Annotated in this window: 19 protein-coding genes; 15 read left to right on the top strand and 4 right to left on the bottom strand. The window is 71.4% G+C overall.

Annotated features, from left to right (window positions below; all coding sequences use genetic code 11):
• Positions 1-119 precede the first annotated feature (119 nt).
• Positions 120-1,658 (bottom strand): glycoside hydrolase family 76 protein, encoded by a 1,539-nt coding sequence (locus BIU94_RS02545; protein ID WP_071253879.1) that lies wholly within the window; start codon positions 1,656-1,658, stop codon positions 120-122.
• Positions 1,659-1,790: 132 nt separating this feature from the next.
• Here BIU94_RS02545 and BIU94_RS02540 point away from each other — a divergent pair, with 132 nt between their 5' ends.
• The 5 genes from BIU94_RS02540 to BIU94_RS02520 all read left to right on the top strand — a co-directional run bounded on the left by BIU94_RS02540 (position 1,791) and on the right by BIU94_RS02520 (position 7,435).
• Complete coding sequence (locus BIU94_RS02540) at positions 1,791-3,095, top strand: glycoside hydrolase family 125 protein (protein WP_071253877.1); 1,305 nt, start codon at positions 1,791-1,793, stop codon at positions 3,093-3,095.
• Positions 3,092-4,075, top strand: coding sequence for a carbohydrate ABC transporter permease (locus BIU94_RS18180; RefSeq protein WP_302846887.1), 984 nt, complete (start codon positions 3,092-3,094; stop codon positions 4,073-4,075). Before BIU94_RS02540 ends, BIU94_RS18180 begins: the two co-directional genes overlap by 4 nt.
• Positions 4,072-5,028, top strand: a complete 957-nt coding sequence (locus tag BIU94_RS02530; RefSeq protein WP_083404535.1) for a carbohydrate ABC transporter permease — start codon at positions 4,072-4,074, stop codon at positions 5,026-5,028. Before BIU94_RS18180 ends, BIU94_RS02530 begins: the two co-directional genes overlap by 4 nt.
• A gap of 92 nt (positions 5,029-5,120) precedes the next feature.
• Positions 5,121-6,377, top strand: a complete 1,257-nt coding sequence (locus tag BIU94_RS02525; RefSeq protein WP_071253875.1) for an ABC transporter substrate-binding protein — start codon at positions 5,121-5,123, stop codon at positions 6,375-6,377.
• Entirely contained in the window at positions 6,374-7,435 is a 1,062-nt protein-coding gene (locus tag BIU94_RS02520) for a glycoside hydrolase family 76 protein (RefSeq protein ID WP_071253873.1), read from the top strand. The genes BIU94_RS02525 and BIU94_RS02520 overlap by 4 nt, the downstream gene beginning before the upstream one ends.
• Here the strand turns inward: BIU94_RS02520 and BIU94_RS02515 are convergent.
• Positions 7,389-8,519, bottom strand: a complete 1,131-nt coding sequence (locus tag BIU94_RS02515) for a GntR family transcriptional regulator (protein WP_071253870.1) — start codon at positions 8,517-8,519, stop codon at positions 7,389-7,391. The genes BIU94_RS02520 and BIU94_RS02515 overlap by 47 nt on opposite strands.
• Before the next feature lie 86 nt (positions 8,520-8,605).
• Here BIU94_RS02515 and BIU94_RS02510 point away from each other — a divergent pair, with 86 nt between their 5' ends.
• Genes BIU94_RS02510 through BIU94_RS02500 form a run of 3 tightly spaced genes read left to right on the top strand, consistent with a single transcriptional unit; the run spans position 8,606 to position 9,989 of the window.
• A complete protein-coding gene (locus BIU94_RS02510; protein WP_071253868.1) occupies positions 8,606-9,016 on the top strand; it encodes a CrcB family protein in 411 nt (136 codons plus the stop codon).
• Positions 9,013-9,387 carry a fluoride efflux transporter CrcB gene (gene crcB, locus BIU94_RS02505; RefSeq protein WP_071253866.1) on the top strand — a complete coding sequence of 125 codons (375 nt, stop codon included), beginning with the start codon at positions 9,013-9,015 and terminating at the stop codon, positions 9,385-9,387. The genes BIU94_RS02510 and crcB overlap by 4 nt, the downstream gene beginning before the upstream one ends.
• On the top strand, positions 9,384-9,989 hold the full coding sequence (locus BIU94_RS02500) for a histidine phosphatase family protein (protein ID WP_071253864.1): 606 nt from the start codon (positions 9,384-9,386) through the stop codon (positions 9,987-9,989). Before crcB ends, BIU94_RS02500 begins: the two co-directional genes overlap by 4 nt.
• A gap of 704 nt (positions 9,990-10,693) precedes the next feature.
• On the opposite strand, the gene BIU94_RS02495 is transcribed toward BIU94_RS02500, so the two are convergent.
• Entirely contained in the window at positions 10,694-11,761 is a 1,068-nt protein-coding gene (locus BIU94_RS02495) for an FUSC family protein (protein ID WP_071253862.1), read from the bottom strand.
• A gap of 162 nt (positions 11,762-11,923) precedes the next feature.
• On the opposite strand from BIU94_RS02495, the gene leuC reads away from it, so the two are divergent.
• The 6 genes from leuC (at position 11,924) to BIU94_RS02465 (ending at position 18,442) form a co-directional block, all read left to right on the top strand.
• The gene (gene leuC / locus BIU94_RS02490) at positions 11,924-13,384 is read left to right on the top strand and encodes a 3-isopropylmalate dehydratase large subunit (RefSeq protein ID WP_071253860.1); all 1,461 of its coding nucleotides are present in this window, start codon (positions 11,924-11,926) and stop codon (positions 13,382-13,384) included.
• A complete protein-coding gene (gene leuD / locus BIU94_RS02485; protein WP_071253858.1) occupies positions 13,384-13,980 on the top strand; it encodes a 3-isopropylmalate dehydratase small subunit in 597 nt (198 codons plus the stop codon). The genes leuC and leuD overlap by 1 nt, the downstream gene beginning before the upstream one ends.
• Positions 13,980-15,347: a UDP-N-acetylglucosamine 1-carboxyvinyltransferase gene (gene murA / locus BIU94_RS02480; RefSeq protein WP_071253857.1), complete on the top strand. Its 1,368-nt coding sequence runs from the start codon at positions 13,980-13,982 to the stop codon at positions 15,345-15,347. The genes leuD and murA overlap by 1 nt, the downstream gene beginning before the upstream one ends.
• Positions 15,348-15,352: 5 nt before the next feature.
• Positions 15,353-16,195 carry a 1-acyl-sn-glycerol-3-phosphate acyltransferase gene (locus tag BIU94_RS02475; protein WP_254784710.1) on the top strand — a complete coding sequence of 281 codons (843 nt, stop codon included), beginning with the start codon at positions 15,353-15,355 and terminating at the stop codon, positions 16,193-16,195.
• A 91-nt stretch (positions 16,196-16,286) separates the two neighbouring features.
• Complete coding sequence (locus BIU94_RS02470) at positions 16,287-17,300, top strand: NAD(P)H-dependent glycerol-3-phosphate dehydrogenase (RefSeq protein WP_071253936.1); 1,014 nt, start codon at positions 16,287-16,289, stop codon at positions 17,298-17,300.
• Between the two features lie 59 nt (positions 17,301-17,359).
• Positions 17,360-18,442: a D-alanine--D-alanine ligase family protein gene (locus BIU94_RS02465; RefSeq protein ID WP_071253856.1), complete on the top strand. Its 1,083-nt coding sequence runs from the start codon at positions 17,360-17,362 to the stop codon at positions 18,440-18,442.
• A gap of 15 nt (positions 18,443-18,457) precedes the next feature.
• Here BIU94_RS02465 and BIU94_RS02460 read toward each other — a convergent pair whose 3' ends face one another.
• On the bottom strand, positions 18,458-18,946 hold the full coding sequence (locus BIU94_RS02460) for a DUF3515 family protein (protein WP_071253854.1): 489 nt from the start codon (positions 18,944-18,946) through the stop codon (positions 18,458-18,460).
• Positions 18,947-18,970: 24 nt separating this feature from the next.
• On the opposite strand from BIU94_RS02460, the gene thiL reads away from it, so the two are divergent.
• Positions 18,971-19,966 carry a thiamine-phosphate kinase gene (gene thiL, locus BIU94_RS02455; protein WP_071253852.1) on the top strand — a complete coding sequence of 332 codons (996 nt, stop codon included), beginning with the start codon at positions 18,971-18,973 and terminating at the stop codon, positions 19,964-19,966.
• Positions 19,967-20,327: the final 361 nt, after the last annotated feature.

Here is a 20,327-nt window from a genome sequence, read left to right as displayed (position 1 = left end):
CGAATCCCGCTGGGGTCACCAGCACGACGAAACCCCGCCGGACTCCTGTCCGGCGGGGTTCCGTGCGTTCCGGGGTCGCTCTGCTCTGCTCAGTGTCTTCCGGGGTTGCTTCGCTGCGCTCAGTGCGACACGGTCATCGCGTCGAGGTTGAGGTAGTTCGCGTTCCCGGACCCGGCGGAGACGACCACCGCGTTCGAGCCCGCGGCCAGGTCGACCGTCACCGTCGTGGTGGTCCACTGCGACCAGGACGACGTGCCCGGGAACGACACGGTCGTCGTGGGGCCGTTGCCGACCCGCACGGACCGGACGGCAGTGCCGGCCGCAGCGGCGGAACGGAACGTGAGCGTGTGGGGCCCCGCGGTGGCGACGTTCACGTGGAACGTGGCCGCGGTACCGGCGGTGCTCCAGCCGGCGAGGTACCCGCGGCCGGTCGCCCCCGTGTTCGATGACTCCGTCGAGATGCCCGGGTGGTCGACGTTCTCGGCCTGGTACACGCCGTCGCCCTCGACGACCGCAGTGGAACCGTCCGGCACGGCCTGCTGCGTGATCGCGACGGTCGCCGCGGCGCCGAGCGACAGCTGCGGCGTGGTCGTCACGGACGGCGTCGGAGCGGCCCAGTCCGCACCGCCGATGCCCTCGGGGGAGACGTGGTTCGCGGCCTGCGAGGCGTTCCGGGTGAGCACCGCCTCGTACTGGGTCTGCCCGGCGTCGTCGATGAGGGCCCGGATGTCGCGCGTGAGGATCGCCTTGAAGCCCTCGGTGTCGCTCGTGCCCTCGTTCAGGAAGGTGCCCGCGACCGTCAGGTTGTCGACGGCCCAGTCGGTCGCACGTGTCGCGCGGTCGAGGTACTGCTGGTCGTCGGTGAGCAGGTACATCTGCAGGGCGGCGCCGGCGAACTGGCCCTGGTTGTAGGTCCAGTCGTAGTCGGTGAACTGCCCGGTCCCGCTGACGTGGTCGCGGATGTGGCCGTCACGGTCGAAGTTCGTCTGCAGCCACGCGTAGAGACGCTCGGCGGTGTCGCGGTAGGTGGTGTCCCCGGTCGCGGCGTAGAGCCGCAGCGCGGTCCAGACCGCCGTGCCGTTCGTCGCGACGTTCTTCTCGTTGCGGGTGCCGTCGCCGACGTCGACGTTCTTCCACCAGATCCCGCCGCCGTAGGTGGTGTCCTCGTACTGCGCGATGTACGCGAAGATGTCCTGCGCCTCGGTGAGGTACCGGGCCTCGCCGGTCAGCTCGTAGGCACGGATGCTGCCCCGCGCCCACCAGCCCATGTCGTCGTTCCAGTCGTTCTCGCGGAAGTCCGGGTACGCCGCACGCCAGCCGTCGAACACGTCGTCGATCATCTGCCGGCTCGCCGCGTCGTGCGCGCGCTCGTACCGGTCCATCACGGCTTCCCAGGCCTGGGCCTCCCACCAGTAGTCGGTGTACGCGCCGCCCTGCGGGCCGACGGCGTGCTCTGCGTGCACCTGGTGGTCGCTCCAGGTGGTGAAGTACTTCGCGTCCGGGTCCCAGTAGGTGTCGACGAACGACTCGTAGGCGTCCGTCGCCTGGGTCGTGGTGAGCGCGGAGGCCCGGTCCGGTGCGGTCGCGAGACCGGCCCCGGTGAGCCCGGCGGTGGCGAGCGCCCCCGCGACGAGCAGGCCGACGAGTCTGTGCTGCATGGAATCTCCTTCGATCCACGCCTCATCCCGATGCCCTGCGCATCAGTAAAAAGTATACTCAAACTACTTCTTGCGCGGATGAGGCTAATCAATATAGTTGGAGCCACACCGAGAGAAGTCAAGGGGAGCAACGTGGCTCAGACGCATCAGGACCTGGTCGACCAGGTCGCAGCACAGGTGACGGACCGGCTCGGCAGCGAGGTCGGCGACCTCTTCGCGAACTGCTTCGCGAACACACTGTCGACGACCATCACCGCGATGCCGGACGGGACGGCCTTCATGGTGACCGGCGACATCCCCGCGATGTGGCTCCGGGACTCCACGGCGCAACTGACGCCGTACCTGCACTTCGTCGCGGACGACCGGGCACTGGCCGACACGGTCGCGGCGGTCTCGCGACGCCAGCTCGCCTTCGTGCTCGTCGACCCGTACGCGAACGCCTTCAACCGCGCACCCGACGGCGCCGGCCACACCGACGACCACACGCCGATGAGCCCGTGGGTCTGGGAGCGGAAGTACGAGATCGACTCGCTCTGCTACCCGATCCAGCTCGCCCACGCGCTGTGGTCGCGCACCGGGCGGACGGACCACCTCGCCGACTTCCGCGCCGTCGCGTCGGCCGCCGTCGACCTCTGGACCCTCGAGCAGGACCACGAGGCGGCCTCCGGCTACCGGTTCGAACGGCCCGATCCGCTGCTGCCGTCCGACACCCTGGTGCGCGACGGTGCCGGCCCGCTGACCGCCCGGACCGGCCTGACCTGGAGCGCCTTCCGTCCGAGCGACGACGCGACGACGCACGGCTACAACGTGCCCGGCAACGCCTTCGCCGTGACCGAGCTCCGGCACGTGGCCGAGATCGCGACGGTCGTGCTCGACGACCACGACCTGGCCGAGCGCGCCACCGCCCTGGCGGACGAGATCGACGCGGCGATCCACCGGCACGGAACAGTCCTGCTGCCGGAGCACGGCGAGGTCCTGGCCTACGAGGTCGACGGGCTCGGCTCGGCGCTCGTCATGGACGACGCGAACGTGCCGAGCCTGCTGTCGCTGCCGATGCTCGGCTGGTGCGCGGTCGACGACCCGCTCTACCTGCGCACCCGCGCCGCCGTGCTGTCCCCGGCGAACCCGTACTGGTACGCGGGTGCGGCCGGCAGCGGCATCGGCAGCCCGCACACCCCGGGCCGGAACGTGTGGCCGATCGCCCTCGCCGTGCAGGGTCTGACGTCCACCTCGGCCGACGAGCGGGCCGCGGTGCTCGCGCAGCTCTGCGCCACGCACGCCGGTACCCGGCTCATGCACGAGTCCTTCGACGTCGACGACCCCGCCGAGTTCACCCGGCCGTGGTTCTCGTGGGCGAACGCGATGTTCTGCGAGTTCGTCCTCGACGTGGCGGACCTGCGGACCGGCGCCCGTCAGCCGGAGCGGAGCACCCGGTGAGCGTCGTGACCACCCCGGAGGCGCAGGCCGTCGTCGGGGGCGAGGCCGCCGAGGCCGTCGGCGCTCCGGGGCCGCAGCGTCGCCGGACCGAACGCGGCACGGGGGTGAGCGCCACCCGCAAGCAGCAGACCCGTGCGGCCTGGGTCTTCCTGGCCCTGCCCGGCGCGCTGTTCCTGCTCTTCACCGCCCTGCCCGTGGTCGTCGCGGCGGTCGTCAGCCTGAGCGACTACGCGGTCATCGGCGACCTCAGATGGGTCGGGTTCGACAACTACACGCGGATCGCCGGCGACCCGTTCTTCTGGACGGCGCTGCGCAACACCGTGTACTACACGGCCCTCTACGTGCCGCTCGGACTCGTCATCGCGCTCGCCACCGCGCTGCTGCTCAACCGCAGCGGTCGGGCCGTCCGGATCTTCCGCACGCTCTTCTACATCCCGGTCGTCTCGTCCACCGTGGCGACCGCCACCGTCTGGTACTGGGTGCTCAACCCCCAGCACGGCCTGCTCAACGCCGCACTCGGGTGGTTCGGCATCGACGGGCCCGCGTGGCTGTACGACTCGCACTGGGCGATGTTCGCGATCGTCATGATGAGCGTCTGGGCCGGTTTCGGCGGCAACATGATGATCTTCCTCGGCGGCCTGCAGGGTGTCTCGCCGGACCTGCGCGAAGCGGCCCGGCTCGACGGCGCCAACGCGTGGCAGGTGTTCCGCTACGTGGTCCTGCCGAGCATCCGACGCACCACCTTCCTGGTGTCGACGCTGCTCATCATCAACGCGTTCCAGGTGTTCGACCAGGCCTACGTCCTGACGAAGGGCGGGCCGGGCAACTCCACCGTCACGATCGTCTACTACATCTACGACCGCGGGTTCGGATCCCTGCAGATGGGCTACGCCTCCGCGCTGTCGTTCGTCCTGTTCGTGATCATCCTCGCGTTCTCCCTGATCAACGCCCGCCTCACGAACCGGGACTCCGAACGATGACCGCCACCGCACCCCGCGCCTCCGCCACCGCCACCGCCATCTCCGCTCGCCCGGCGTCGCCCGGGCCCTCGCGGCTCCGCCGCCGGGCGACCACCGTCGGGCGGGTCAAGACCGTCGCCTGGTGGATCGGTGTCGTGCTGGTCAGCGTCGTCACCGTCGCGCCGCTCGTCTGGACCCTCGCGACGTCGCTGAAGCCCGCGGGGGAGATCCTCGCGCACTCGCTCTCGCTCGTCCCGCTGCGGCCGACCGTCGACAACTACGTCCAGGCCGTGACGACCGTGCCGTACGGGCGGTACTTCGTCAACACGCTCATCCTCGGCGTCGGCGGTGCCGTCGCGAACCTGTTCTTCGGGTCGCTCGCCGGCTACGCGCTGGCGAAGCTCCGGTTCGCAGGCCGACAGGCGGTGTTCATCACGTTCCTGTCCTCGCTCATGGTGCCGAGCATCGTGACGATGATCCCGACGTTCCTGGTGCTCCGGCACTTCCCGCTGCTCGGCGGCAACGACCTGAGCGGCAACGGTGGACTCGGCCTCATCAACACGTACTGGGCCGTCATCGTCCCCGGTGCCGCCGGCGCGTTCGCGGTCTTCTTCATGAAGCAGTTCTTCGAGTCGCTGCCCGACGAACTCGGCGAGGCCGCGCGCATCGACGGAGCGGGGGAGTTCCGCATCTTCACGTCGATCTACTTCCCGCTCACGAAGGCCGGACTGGCCGTGCTCGGACTCCTCAGCTTCCAGGCGGGGTGGAACAACTTCCTGTGGCCGCTCATCGTCCTCAACGACCCGAAGATGATGACGGTCCAGGTCGGGCTCGCCGGCTTCGTGAACAACTACACGACGAACTACGGCCCGCTCATGGCCGGCACGATCATCACGATGGTCCCGGTGCTCGTGGTCTTCATCCTCGCGCAGCGCTGGATCATCGAGGGCATCGCGCACGCCGGCACCAAGTGAGACCTCCGGGAGAGCCCCCCCCACCGTCTGACACCCGACCACCACGGCGTCGCCGTCCGCGCGACGCCCACGCAACGAAAAGGAACACGACAATGAAGTCACGACGTCTCCTCGGAGCCGCTGCGGCCCTCGCCGCCGCGGCCCTCGTCCTCACCGGCTGCTCGTCCGGCTCGAGCGGCACCACCGGTGCCGACGGCCGCCAGCAGGTCACGATGTGGGGATCCTGGTCCGGTGACCAGGTCAAGCAGATCGAGCAGATGACCACCGCGTTCAACGACTCGCAGAAGGAGTACACGGTCAAGTACGTGCCGCAGGAGCTCGTCGAGCAGAAGCTCCTCACCGCGATCGCGGGCGGACAGGTCCCCGACCTCGTGCTCTGGGACCGCTACCAGACCTCGCTCTACGCGCCGAAGGGCGCCCTGCAGGCCATCGACGACCGTGTCGAGTCGGACAAGGTCGACACCGACGACTTCTACCCGCAGGCCCTGTCCGAGATGCGGTACGACGGCAAGCTGTACGGGCTGCCGCTGCTCGTCGACAACCGCTCGCTCGTCTACAACAAGAAGCTCTTCTCGGACGCCGGGCTCACCCCGCCCACGACCTGGGACGAACTGAAGGCCGACGCGCAGAAGCTCACGGTCGACAAGGGCGGCAAGCTGCAGCAGTCCGGCTTCATGCTCAACGACCCCGGCCTGTTCTCGATGTGGCTGCAGCAGGCCGGTGGGCAGCTGCTCAGCGACGACGGCACGAAGACCGCCTACGACAGCCCCGAGGGCGTCGAGGTGCTCGACTTCTGGAAGTCCCTCATGGACGACGGCGTCTACACGAACGGCTTCGGCGACAGCAACGACGTCTTCGCCGCCGGTCAGGCAGCGATGAAGTACGACGGCCCGTGGGACGTCCCGAACCTCGACAAGGCGGACGACCTCGACTGGGCGGTCACCGAGCCCGTCGCCGGACCCGGCGGCGACAAGGGGGCCGTGATGGGCGGCTTCGGCCTCGCGATCCCGACCGGCGCGAAGCAGGCCGACGGCGCGTGGGCCTTCGAGAAGTGGTGGGCCACCAAGGCCGAGAACGGCGTCGACTTCGCCAAGATCTCCGGCTGGATCCCCGCCAACCGTGCCTCGGCCAACGACCCGTTCTTCACCGACGACCCCCGGTACGCCGGCTTCGTGAAGACGCTCGAGTACGCGAAGGTCCGCCCCGACGTCCCCGGGTACAGCGACGTCGAGGGCAAGGCGCTCACCCCGGCGCTCGAGAAGTTCATGTCCGGACAGCTCACCGCCGAGCAGGCACTCGCCCAGGCCGCGAAGCAGGGCGACCAGATCCTCCAGGAGAACCGCAAGTGACCACCACCGCAGCCACCGACACCGCCACCTGGACGGACCGGGCCGACCGGATCCAGGACAGCATCGAGCAGATCTTCGGAGCGCCGTGGCCCCAGTACCTGCACAACTCCTGGCCCACCGCCGACAGCGACGACGCCACGTTCAACTACTGGTGGCTCGCCCACCTGATCGACGTGCGCCTCGACGCCCACGAGCGCAGCGGCGACCCCGAACGGCTCGAACAGGCGCGGCAGGCGCACCGGAACATCGTCGAACGCAACGGCGGGAGCCTGTACAACGACTACTTCGACGACATGCTCTGGTTCGCCCTCGCGACGCTCCGCCTGCACGACGCCACCGGGGACGTCGCCTACCGGGACGACGCCGTCGCCCTGTTCGACCACGTCGTCGAGCACGGCTGGAACGACCGCGGCGGCGAGAGCCTCGCCTGGCGCAAGCAGCAGCTCGCGTACAAGAACACCCCGGCGAACGGGCCGCTCGTCATCCTCGGTGCCCGCCTGCACCGGCTGACCGGCGACGACCGGTTCCTGCGCTACGCCGACACGGCCTTCGACTGGCTCCGCCGCACCCTGGTGGGCGAGGACGGCTTCGTCGAGGACGGGATCAACCGCGAGGACGACGGCCGCGTCGACACCCAGTGGCGGTTCACCTACAACCAGGGCCTCTGGGTCGGCGCCGCCGTCGAGCTCGCCGCGACGCACGACGACGCAGCGCTGCTCGACGTCGCCGCCCGCACCGCCGTCACGGCCGTGCGGGAGCTGTCCGACGGCACGGTGTTCCGGCAGGAGGGGGACGGCGGCGACGAAGGGCTGTTCAAGGGGGTCTACTACCGCTACCTCGGGCTCCTGCTCGACCGGCTCCCCGAGCAGGACCCGCGCCGTACCGAGCTGCTCGACTTCCTCCGCGCGAGCACCGACGCGCTGTGGGCATCGGTGCCGGAGGCGCTCGACCGTCCCGCCGCGAACGACTGGAACCACCGGGCGGAGGGGCGGGTGCCGTACTCGACCCAGCTCAGCGCCGCGATGGCGACGGAGCTGCGCGCCCGCCTCGACGCGTAGGCGGCGCAGCCGTCGACGCCCCCGGCACCAGCTCGGCAGGCACGAGGATCTTCCGGGACGCCGTCTCGCCCCGTGCCTGCCGCAGCAGCTGCTCGACAGCCCGGCGTCCCACGCCGGGCTGGTCCTGCGCCACGTGCGTGAACCGGAACATGCGCCGGTCGAAGGTGGCGGCGGGGTGGTCGAAGCACACGACGGACGCGTCCTCCGGGACCCGCTTGCCCAGTGCCTCCAGGGCGTCCCGCAGGAGCAGTGCGATGTTGTACTCACCGGCCACGAAGCCGGTCGCCTCCGGGTGGGACTCGACGAACGCGACCAACCGGGCGACGTCGTCCTCGGGACGGTCCGTCGCACCCGGCAGGGTCGACTCGACGTCGTGGAAGGCGAGCCCGTCGTCGAGCGCCTTGTCGTTGCGCGCGTGCGCGCCGACCCAGCCGCGGCGGCGGTCGTCGTTCGACGTCACCCGGCTGTCCGACGTCACGAGCGCGACGGCGCGGTGCCCGAGCGCGAAGAGGTGCTCGGTCGCGGCCGACCCGGCCGCGATGTTGTCGGTCGAGATGTCCGACACCGGGATCCCCTCGTACCGCCGGTCCAGGATCACCACCGGGAACCCGGCCGGCAGCAGCTCGAGCACCGCCGGCGGGATGAACTCAGAGCTGCTCGGCAGCACGATGAGCCCCTGCACGCGGGACGCCAGGGAGCGGATCGCGGCGTCCTCGGCGTCGTGGTCGCCGTGCGTGCGCTTCAGGATGACGTTCGCGCCGGTACCGGCCTCGTCGAGCATCCCCTCGAGCAGACGCGTCCCGAAGGTGTCGTCGAAGTTCGTCAGCACCACGCCGATGTCGACCTGCGCGGTCGGGTCCGTCGGAGCGGTCGCGTCGACGCTGACGACGGTGGTGCCGACCCGGGGACGCCGGGCGACGTAGCCCTCGGCGCGCAGCATGTCGAGCGCGCGGCGCAGCGTGATGGCGCTGATGCGGTAGTGCTCGAGGAGTTCCGCCTCGGTGGGGAGCCGGTCGCCCACGGCGAACTCCCCGCTCCGGATCCGTGCGCGGAGGTCCTCGAAGGTCGACTGGTACAGCATCATCGCTCCTCAATGTGTCTATTCATAATACGACTTGGCGTGTGCGTGTGGGCCGTCCGGCGCCGACTCCTTCCGTTAGCCTGATCGCTGTGCGCGACGACCGACCACTGCACCGGCGGTGGCGGCTGATCGCCCTCGTCGCGATCGGCGGCGCGATGGGCACCGGTGCGCGGGCGGCGCTCGCCGAGGCGTTCCCAGCGCACGACGGCATCAGCTGGGCGATCCTGGCGATCAACGTCGTCGGCGCCTTCTGCCTCGGACTCCTGCTCGAGCGACTCGCCCGCCTCGGTCCCGACGCCGGCCGGCGACGGCTGCTCCGCCTGTTCGTCGGCACCGGGGTGCTCGGCGGCTTCACCACGTACAGCACCCTCGCCGACGACACCGCGCAGCTGCTCGTCGCCGGTCGCTGGGGAGCCGGCAGCGGCTACGCCCTGCTCTCGGTGCTCCTCGGACTCGTCGCCGTCGCGGCCGGCACCTGGATCGCGAGCCGGGCACGATGACGGCCCTCGGACTCCTGCTCGTCGCGGTGGGCGGCGGCGTCGGTGCCGCCCTGCGCTTCGTGCTCGACGGCGTCGTCAAGGCGCGGGTGACCGGGTTCCCGCTCGGCACCCTCGTCATCAACGTCTCCGGATCGCTCGTGCTCGGCGTGCTCACCGGCCTCGGACAGGCCGGGACCATCCCGCTCCCGGCGGTCGCCGTGCTCGGGACGGGCATGATGGGCGGGTACACGACGTTCTCGACGGCGAGTGTCGAGACCGTCCAGCTCCTCCGATCCGGCAGACCCCGGCTCGCCGTCCTGAACGGCCTCGGCATGCTCGTCGTCTCGGTCGGCGCGGCTGCGCTCGGCCTCTGGCTCGGAAGGAACACATGACCTCGGAACGCCCCGGCGAACTCGTCCTCGTCCGTCACGGGGAGACGGAGTGGTCGAAGAGCGGTCAGCACACCGGCCGCACCGACATCCCGCTCACCGACGCCGGCATCCAGCAAGCCGAACGCGCCGGCCGGTACCTCGCCGACCGCACGTTCGCGACGGCCCTGTCCAGCCCGCTGCAGCGCGCCCGCGACACCGCCCGCCTCATCGGCGTCGACCCCGAGCTCGACGAGGACCTGTACGAGTGGGACTACGGCGCCTACGAGGGCCTGACCACCCCGCAGATCAAGGTGCTCCGACACGGCCCGTGGGACCTCTGGACCGACGGCGTCCCGGCCGGTGACACCCCGGGGGAGACCGCCGCCGAGGTCCGCGTCCGCGTCGAGCGCGTCCTCGACCGGGTCCGGCCGGTGCTCGCCGAGGGTGACGACGCCGTCGTCGTCGCGCACGGCCACGTGCTGCGCGCGCTCGGCGCCGCGTGGATCCGCCTCGCCCCGCAGGACGGCGCCGTGCTCGCACTGTCGACCGCGTCGGTGAGCGTCCTCGGCTACGAGCACGGCCGGCCCGTCATCGACGCCTGGAACATCCAGCCGCGCGACTGAGGCGACGGCGCGCGTTCCTGGTAGCGGGCGCGCGCTGGTCCCGTGGTCCATGTGGTCGGCCGGGAGGCCCGGGGCGGCTCCGTCTCGTGCCTCCCGCCCCCGGTGTGCCCGGGTCCGCACCTGCTGTCCTCGTCGTCGACGTCGCATCGCGTGGCGCCGCGTGGCGCAGCGATGCGGTGCGGATCGTCTGACTCCGCGGAGGTTGTCCGACCAAGTGCGAACAGTCCGACCGTGCGGGGATCGTCCGACCACGCGCAGTCGTTCCCATCGCGTGGGGGATGGGAAGCGGAAACGTGCGTGGTGGGGCGGAACGATCGGCCTCCGACGCGCGGAACAGCCTGCCGTGCGCGGAACGGCCTGCCGTGCGCGGAACGGCCTCTCACGCGCGGAACAGCCTGCCGTGCGCGGAACGCCCTGCTACGCGCAGTCGTTCCCATCGCGTGGGGGATGGGAAGCGGGAACGCGCGTGGTGGGGCGGAACGATCGGCCTCCTACGCGCGGAACAGCCTGCCGTGCGCGGAACGGCCTCCCGCGAGCGGAACGACCTGCCACGCGCAGTCGTTCCCATCGCGCGGGGGATGGGAAGCGGAAACGCGCGTGGTGAGGCGGAACGATCGGCCTCCTACGCGCGAAAGAGCTCCCGACGCGCGGAACGACCACCTACGCGCAGAACAGCACCCCGGCGCCCACCCCGGCGCCGGCGCTCACACCGTGCGGATCGCGCTCGTGGCGCCGAGGGCCCGGCCGCGGCGCCGCTCGATCGCCCGGCCGACGACGAGCAGCGCCACGCTCACCACGGCGCCGAGGGTGGTCTGGGCGACGCGGTCGAGCGCCAGGAGCTCGGGGGCCTCGGGCAGGCTCAGCCACGACACGGCGAGGGCGAGCGGGGTCAGGAAGAGCAGGCACACGGCGTAGTTCCGGGCGACGAAGATCTCTGCGAAGAACTGGCCGACCACCGCGATGACCACCACCCACCAGGCTGACGGCTCGAGCAGCAGGATGCCGACGGCGATCACCGTGCCGCCGATCGTCCCGATGAAGCGCTGGAACGCCCGGAGCACGGTGTGGCGCTGCCGGATCGCGGGCAGCGTCGACACGACCGCGATGACCGCCCAGTAGGGGTGCCCGAGCCACGGGATCATCGACGCCACGGCCCCGGCGGCGAGCGCGCCGACGACGTTGAGCAGGACGGTCTCCCACAGCGCCGCGGTGCCGAGGACCGCGAAGGAACGGTGCTTGCGGTCGGCGAGCGGGCGGAACCGGTGCGGGGCGTGCGGGTGCAGGAGCCGACGGAGCACGGCGCCGGACATCGCGACGAGCCATGCCCACGCCACGGAGCAGACGATGATCGTCGTGACGAGCGGGAGGTCGGCGGGCTGCGCCGGCACCAGGGCGGACACCAGGAAGGCGAACGTCGGGAAGATCGGCTGTGCCGGGATGGCCCGGAGCGTCGAGAGCGTGCACACCGCGAAGACGAGCACCGCGACGAGGCCGAGGGCCTGCAGCCAGAGCGGCGCGCCGAGGAGCCCGACGCCGATGCCTGCGAACATGCACAGCGCCTGCATGCCGCCGGCGACGCCGGTCGTGACGGCGCGCTGCCGGTAGGGCTCGGTCGCGCCGAAGATCGCGGTGAACCCGGCGAACACCCCGAAGGCCGCGTACTGCGGCAGACCGAGGGCGATGAGCAGGGCGAGCGGGGCGCCGCCGGCAATCGCGGCGCGTGCTGCGCCCTCGAGGTTGGTCGTCCGGGTCGAGTGCGCAGGTGTCGTCATGTCGCGACCATCCTCCCACCGCGACGGGTGTCGGGGAGTCGAGCCGGGCCTCCCGACCGCCCACCGTCCCGGGACGCACGTTGGTATACCAGCCTGGTAGGCTGCCACCGCAGCGTCGCGTCAGCGGCGCCCGACGACACGAGAACGAGGGAGGCCGAGCCGATGGGAAAGACGCTCGCCGAGAAGGTCTGGGACGACCACGTCGTGGTCAAGGGCGAGGACGGGAAGCCGGACCTCCTCTACATCGACCTCCACCTCGTGCACGAGGTCACGAGCCCGCAGGCGTTCGACGGCCTGCGGCAGGCCGGCCGGCCCGTCCGCCGCCTCGACCTGACGATCGCGACCGAGGACCACAACACCCCGACGCTCGCCATCGACCGCCCCATCGCGGACCCGACGAGCCGCACCCAGATCGAGACCCTGCGCCGCAACTGCGAGGAGTTCGGCGTCCGCCTGCACTCGCTCGGCGACAAGGAGCAGGGCATCGTCCACGTGGTCGGCCCGCAGCTCGGCCTCACGATGCCCGGCATCACCGTGGTCTGCGGCGACTCGCACACGAGCACCCACGGGGCCTTCGGCGCCATGGCGTTCGGCATCGGCACCTCCGAGGTCGAGCACGTGCTCGCCACGCAGACCCTGCCGCTGAAGCCCTTCAAGACGATGGCGATCACGGTCGAGGGCACGCTGCGCCCCGGGGTGACCGCGAAGGACATCATCCTGGCCGTCATCGCGAAGATCGGCACCGGCGGCGGGCAGGGGTACGTGCTCGAGTACCGCGGCTCCGCGATCCGTGCGCTCTCGATGGAGGGCCGCATGACGATCTGCAACATGTCGATCGAGGCCGGCGCCCGCGCCGGCATGGTCGCTCCCGACCAGACCACCTACGACTACGTGCAGGGCCGCGACCACGCGCCGACCGGCCAGGACTGGGACGACGCCGTCGCGTACTGGGACACCCTGGCGACCGACGACGACGCCGTGTTCGACGCGGAGGTCTTCATCGACGCCGACGAGCTCGAGCCCTTCGTCACCTGGGGAACGAACCCGGGCCAGGGCGTCTCGCTGTCCGAGAGCGTGCCGTCGCCCACCGACTTCGAGGACCCGAACGACCAGGCCGCCGCGAAGCGTGCGCTGGAGTACATGGACATCGCGGCCGGCACCCCGATGAAGGACATCGCGGTCGACGCGGTCTTCATGGGGTCGTGCACGAACTCGCGCATCGAGGACCTGCGGGCCTTCGCGTCGGTCATCGAGGGGCGCACGAAGGCCGACGGCGTCCGGGTGATGGTCGTGCCCGGCTCCGCGCGGGTCCGGCTCGAGGCCGAGGCCGAGGGACTCGACAAGGTGTTCACCGACTTCGGCGCCGAGTGGCGCTTCGCCGGGTGCTCGATGTGCCTCGGCATGAATCCCGACCAGCTCGCCCCGGGGGAGCGTTGCGCGAGCACGTCGAACCGCAACTTCGAGGGGCGCCAGGGCAAGGGCGGCCGCACCCACCTGGTGTCGCCGCTCGTCGCCGCCGCCACCGCGGTGCGCGGCACGCTGTCCAGCCCGTGGGACCTGGCGACGGACGACGCCCTGGCGAACGTGACCGACACAGCGAACACCACCGAGGGGACCTTCTGATGGACAAGATCACCACCGTCACCGGCATCGCCGCCCCGCTCAAGCGGTCCAACGTCGACACCGACCAGATCATCCCCGCGGTCTACCTCAAGCGCGTCACGAAGACCGGCTTCGAGGACGCCCTGTTCTCCGGCTGGCGGCAGGACCCTTCGTTCGTGCTCAACCAGGCTCCGTACGACAACGCGAAGGTCCTGGTCGCCGGTCCGGACTTCGGTACCGGCTCGTCGCGCGAGCACGCCGTCTGGGCGCTCCGTGACTTCGGGTTCCGGGTCGTCATCTCACCCCGGTTCGCCGACATCTTCAAGGGCAACGCGGGCAAGCAGGGGCTGGTCACGGCGATCGTGACCGAACCGGAAGTCGAGCGGCTCTGGGCCGAGATCGAGCGGAACCCCGGGGTGTCGGCGACCGTGGACCTGGTGGAGCAGCGCGTGTCGCTCGGGGATGTGGACGTCCCCTTCGAGATCGACGCCTACACTCGTTGGCGGTTGATGGAAGGGCTCGACGACATCGGGCTCACCCTCCGTGACGAGACCTCGATCACGGAGTTCGAATCCCGCCGCTCCAGTTGGCGGCCGAAGACATTGCCGGTGAAGTAGTGAACTCTCTCGTACAGGACGCAGCGGCCGCAGGGGCGCGCGTCGGCCTCAAGTCGGACGAGATCGTCATCCGCGGGGGCAAGCCGCTCGTGGGGCGCATCGAGGTCCGCGGGGCGAAGAACCTCGCGACCAAGGCCATGGTGGCGTCGCTGCTCGGCGACACCCCGTCGATCCTCAAGGACGTGCCGGACATCTCCGACGTCAAGGTGGTCCGCGGGCTGCTCGAGGTGCACGGCGTGCGCATCACCGACCCCGCCCGCGGCGAGCTCATCCTCGACCCGTCGAACGTCGAGTCGGCCCACTTCGCCGAGATCGACGCGCACGCCGGGTCGAGCCGCATCCCGATCCTGTTCTGCGGTCCGCTGCTGCACAAGCTCGGCGAGGCGTTCATCCCCGACCTCGGTGGCTGCCGCATCGGCGACCGTCCGATCGACTTCCACCTCGACGCCCTGCGCGCCATGGGCGCCGTCGTCGACAAGCAGGTCAACGGCATCCACCTGACGGCCCCGGACGGCCTCAAGGGCGCCTACATCGAGCTGCCCTACCCGAGCGTCGGGGCGACCGAGCAGGTCCTGCTCTCCGCGACCCTGGCCTCCGGGGTCACGGAACTGCGGAACGCGGCGATCGAGCCCGAGATCATGGACCTCATCGCGATCCTGCAGAAGATGGGCGCGATCGTCTCGGTCGAGCCGAACCGCGTCATCTTCATCGAGGGCGTCGAGTCGCTCCGCGGCTACACGCACCGCGCGATCAACGACCGCAACGAGGCCGCCAGCTGGGCCTCCGCCGCGCTCGCCACCGACGGCGACATCTTCGTCGAGGGCGCGAAGCAGCAGGAGCTCATGACGTTCCTCAACGTCTTCCGCAAGGTCGGCGGCGGGTTCGACATCCAAGAGGACGGCATCCGCTTCTACCGCGAGCGCGACGTCCTGCAGCCCGTCGTCATCGAGACCGACGTGCACCCCGGCTTCATGACCGACTGGCAGCAGCCCCTCGTCGTGGCGCTCACGCAGGCCGAGGGCCAGAGCATCGTGCACGAGACCGTCTACGAGAACCGCTTCGGGTTCACCGACGCGCTCAACGAGATGGGTGCCGACATCGTCGTGCACAAGGAGGGCCTGCCCGGCCACGACCGCCGCGTCGCCCGCCGCCCCTTCGAGCAGGCCGCGGTCATCACCGGCCCGACGAAGCTGCACGCCGCGAACGTCCGAGTGCCGGACCTGCGCGGTGGCTTCAGTCACCTCATCGCGGCGCTCACCGCCGACGGCGAGTCCCACATCACCAACGTCGGCATCATCAGCCGCGGCTACGAGCACTTCATCCCGAAGCTGCGGAAGCTCGGCGCCGACTTCGACTTCGCCGGCTGAGCGCGGTGTCGGCTCCGCAGACGGGTGACGGATCGGCGCGCCCGGACGGCCGGGAGGCCCGTGGTGCGTCCGCCCTGCCCGTCGCGACCGGTGTGCCGGTGCGTGGACGGCGCTGGAAGCGCGGGGAGCTCAACCCCGCGTTCCGCATCGTGGCCTCGATCGTCATCCCGACGTTCCGGTTCTCGTCGAACTACCACTGGGTCGGCCCGAACCGCCTGCCGGCGGACGGGGCGTTCGTGCTCGCGCCGAACCACTTCACGAACATCGACCCGCTCGTCGTCGGCACCGCCGTCTACCTGAGCCGTCGGGCCCCGCGGTTCCTGGCGAAGGCGTCCTTGTTCAAGGTGCCCGTCTTCGGCGGGCTCATGTCCGGCATGGGCCAGATCCCGGTCGAGCGCTCCGGGCGCACCCGGCTGAGCGACCCGCTCGGCGGCGGTCGCTCGCTCATCGAGCAGGGCGGCGCGATCATCGTCTACCCGGAGGGCACGCTGACGCGTGACCCCGACCTGTGGCCGATGCGGGGCAAGACCGGAGCCGTCCGCATCGCACTCGAGAACGACGTGCCGCTCATCCCGATGGCCCACTGGGGCACGCAGGGCATCATGGCGCGGTACTCGAAGAAGCTCCGGCTGTTCCCGCGCTCGCGCGTCGACGTCATCGTCGGCGACCCGGTGGACCTGTCGGCGTACCGGGGGCGTCCGGTCGACCAGCAGACGCTCATCGAGGCCACCGAGGTGCTCATGCAGCGCATCACCGAGCTGCTCGAGCAGCTGCGCGGCGAACGGGCACCCGCCACCCGCTGGGACCCGGCGGCGAACAACCAGAAGGAGACCGGGAAGTTTGAGTGACCAGGGACCGGGCCTCCGCCCGCACGAGGACCGTCCGGACCCCGCGGCCGCTGCGCCGGGAGCGATCGACACCGCCGCGATCCGGGTGGTGATGCAGTCGACCGACAAGCCGCGGGTCGCCGTGATCGGCGCCGGCAGCTGGGGGACCACGTTCGCCAAGGTGCTCGCCGAGGGCGGCGCCTCCACCGTCGTGTGGGCCCGTCGCCCCGAGGTGGCCCGCGAGATCACCGAGACGAAGCGCAACTCCGACTACCTGCCCGGCATCAACCTGCCGCGCACGCTCACCGCGTCGACGTCGCTCGCGCAGGTGCTCGACGGCGCCTCGCAGGTCTACGTCTCGGTGCCGTCGCAGACCCTCCGCTCGAACCTCGACGCGATCCGCGGGCTGCTGCCGGCCGACGTGCCCGTGGTCAGCCTGATGAAGGGCGTCGAGAAGGGCACCGGGCTGCGGATGAGCGAGGTCCTGCTCGAGGGGCTCGGCATCGACCGCGACCGCATCGCCGTGGCGAGCGGACCGAACCTGGCGCTCGAGATCGCCCGGCGGCAGCCGACCGCGGCCGTCGTGTCGTCGTCGTCCGCGGACACCGCGAGCGCGGTCGCAGCGGTGGCGACGAACCCGTACTTCCGGTCGTTCATCAACACCGACGTCATCGGCACCGAGTTCGGCGGCGTGCTGAAGAACCTCATCGCCGTCGCGATCGGCATCGTCGACGGCGTCGGGTACGGCGAGAACACCAAGGCGTCGATCATCACGCGCGGTCTCGCCGAGATGACCGACTTCGCCGTGTCGCTCGGCGCCCAGCCCTCGACGCTCTCCGGGCTCGCCGGCCTCGGCGACCTCATCGCCACGTGCCAGTCGCCGCTGTCGCGCAACAACACCGCCGGGCGGCTGCTCGGCCAGGGGTACCGCTTCGACGAGGTCGTCCGGCAGATGGACCAGACGGCCGAGGGACTGGCGTCGGTCGCCCCGATCCTCGAGCTCGCGTCCGCGAACGGCGTCGACATGCCCATCGTGAGCCAGGTCGCCGAGGTGCTCGCCGGTAGGCTCGATCCGCGCAACATCGCGCCGCACCTCACCGAGACCGACGAACCCCAGGGCGAGTGACCGGTCCGCACCCGAGCCACGGAGGGACAGTCGTGCCAACGATCCCCGAGGAAGTCCTCATGCCCACGACCACCGTCGCCGTGCTGTTCGGCGGCCGCTCCAGCGAGCACGAGATCAGCTGCGTGACGGCCGGTGGGATCATGGACGTCGTCGACCGCACGGCGTACGAGGTCGTCCCGATCGGCATCACGAAGGACGGCGCGTTCACGCTGCAGTCCGACGACCCGAGCCAGTGGACGATCCGGGACGGCGCCCTGCCGACCGTGCCGGACAACGGCACGCGCGTGGCGTTCCCGACCTCGCCGGCGACCAACGAACTCGTCGTGTCGCACCCCGACGGGTCCGTCACGACTGTCGCCGTCGACGTGGTCTTCCCGATCCTGCACGGCCCGTTCGGCGAGGACGGCACGATCCAGGGCCTGCTCGAGATCGCCGGCCTGCCGTACGTCGGCGACGGCGTGCTCGCGAGCGCCCTGGCGATGGACAAGCACGCGGCGAAGGCCGTGCTCGAGCACGCCGGACTCCGCGTCGCGCCGTGGACCACCGTCCTGCGCCGCGAGTGGGCCGCCGAGCCCCTCGGGGTCGCCGAGACCGTCGCGGCACACGGCTGGCCGCTCTTCGTGAAGCCCGCCCGTGCCGGTTCGAGCATGGGTGTGTCGCGGGTCGACGGCCCGGACGAGCTCGCCGCGGCGATGGAGCTGGCGTTCGAGCACGACTCCAAGGTGATCGTCGAACCCCGCGTCGTCGGGCGCGAGGTCGAGGTCGCCGTGCTCGAGGGCCGCGACGGTGTGCCGCGGACGAGCCTGCCGGGCGAGATCGTCGTCGACGAGTCCGGCTTCTACGACTTCGAGTCGAAGTACCTCGGCGGCGACGAGTCGCTGCTGTGCCCGGCGCCGCTCACCGAGGACGAGACCGACGCCATCCGGTCGATCGGCGCGCGGGCGTTCGAGGCGATCGGCGGCTCCGGACTCGCGCGGGTGGACTGCTTCCTCACCGACGACGGCTTCGTGGTCAACGAGGTGAACACGATGCCGGGCTTCACCCCGCTGTCGATGTACCCGCGGTGCTGGGAAGCATCGGGCGTGTCCTACGCCGAGCTCGTCACCGAGCTCCTCGAGCTGGGTCGGGCCGCCGTCCGCTGAGTCCGCGGGACGGCGTCAGCCGTCCACGTCGGACGGGTCGAGGCACCGGTGCCCGTCCGTCGGCAGGGTCGACACGGCCGTGCCGACGTCCTGCAGCACCTGGTTGCCGGCGGTCTTCGCGGTGTCCACGACGACCTGCACCGCGGGGGAGCGCCCGAAGGTCGTGTAGACGATCTGCGCGCCGCGGTCGTCGCGGATCCAGTCCACCGAGCCGAGCGAGAAGCACGGCAGGTCGGACACCGTCGGCACGGCGACCCCGCAGTGCCAGAGCGCCGCGGTGGGGTCGCCCCAGGCCGCCGTCGACTGCGCGTTCGTGTTCCGCAGCGGGAGCGTGCCGTCGACCGTCGTCGGCAGCCGCACCTGGGCCGACGCGCACGCGGCCGCGTTCGCCGAGGGCGCCGCGGTCATCCCGACCGTGTTCGTGCACCCCGTGAGACCGGCGGCGAGGGCGATCACGGCCCCCACGATCGCGAGGGTGCGAGGGGTGCGGCGCGCGGTGTCCATCGCCGTCCAGGCTACCGTTCTCGTGTGGACGCGACGTACGACGCCTGGGCCGGACCGACCGTGGGGCAGGTGGGCGAACTCGCCGTGCTCGAGGCGGTCACACGACGGCTGCCCACCGGCTCCCCGCTCGTCGGACCCGGCGACGACTGCGCCGTGGTCGCCGCCCCGGACGGCCGGTTCGTCGTCACGACCGACATGATGGTGCACGGTCCGGACTTCCGGTGGGCGTGGTCCTCGCCCGCCGACGTCGGCTGGAAGGCCGCAGCGACGAACCTGTCCGACGTCGCCGCGATGGGGGCCGTGCCGAGCGGGCTCGTGGTCGCGCTGGCCGCACCCCAGGAGACCCCGGTGGCGGTGCTCGAGGCGTTCGCGGACGGGGTGCGCGCCGGGGTCGAGGCCCTCGCGCCGGGGTGCGGGGTCGTCGGCGGCGACCTGTCCACCTCGGCGACCTTCACGGTCACGGTGACGGCCTTCGGCGACCTCGGCGGCGGTGCCGCGGTGCTGCGTTCCGGTGCCCGCGTCGGCGACGTGCTGGCCGTCTCCGGCGCACTCGGACCGGCCGCGCGCGGCTTGTCGCGTCTGTTCCGCGACGGTGTGGACGCCGAGGGGGAGCCCTCACGGGCGGCCGTCGTGGCGAGCGGGGCGGACACCGACCCCGACGTCGCGCGGCAGCGTCGGCCGGTGCCCCCGATCGCGGACGGCCCCCTGGCCGCCTCGGCCGGGGCGACCGCGATGCTCGACCTGTCGGACGGCCTGGCGATCGACGCCGGGCGGCTGGCCCGAGCGAGCCGCGTGACGCTCGAGCTCGACGACGACGAGGCACTCGACACGGCCGCGGTGCACGGCGGCGAGGACCACGGCCTCCTCGCGACGTTCCCGCCCGGTGCGGTGCTGCCCGGCGGCTTCCGCCGGATCGGCGTCGTGCGCGAACGCGGCGAGCACGACCTGGTGCGTGGCGGATCCGCGGTGCCGACGACCGGCTGGGACCCCTACGCCGACTGGGACGGCGCCGCCGGCTGAGCTGCCGCGACCGGCGCGCCGGTGCCCGGTGCCTCGGGAACGGGCGCGTACGGCCGTGTCTGCGACATGGTCGGCGTCGTGCGACAGCGGTGTTGTCGCGCAGCCCCGCACGAGCATCGGACAGGGGAGGCCGGGGCGGTCGCGGCGCCGTCCTGCGACATGGTCGACGTCGTGCGACAGCGGCGTTGTCGCACAGTCCCGCACGAGCGCCGGGCAGCGGAGTCCGGGGCAGGCGCACCGCCGTCCCTCGACATGGTCGACGTCGTGCGACAGCAACGTCGTCCTACGAGCTGGTCGCCAGCCCGCCAGCCCGCCAGCCCGCCGGCCCCGGCCCCGTCAGCCCGCCGGCCCCGCGGCACCG

The organism is Curtobacterium sp. MMLR14_006 (assembly GCF_001864985.1).
Classification (GTDB): domain Bacteria; phylum Actinomycetota; class Actinomycetes; order Actinomycetales; family Microbacteriaceae; genus Curtobacterium.
This window is presented reverse-complemented; position numbering and strand designations above follow the sequence as displayed.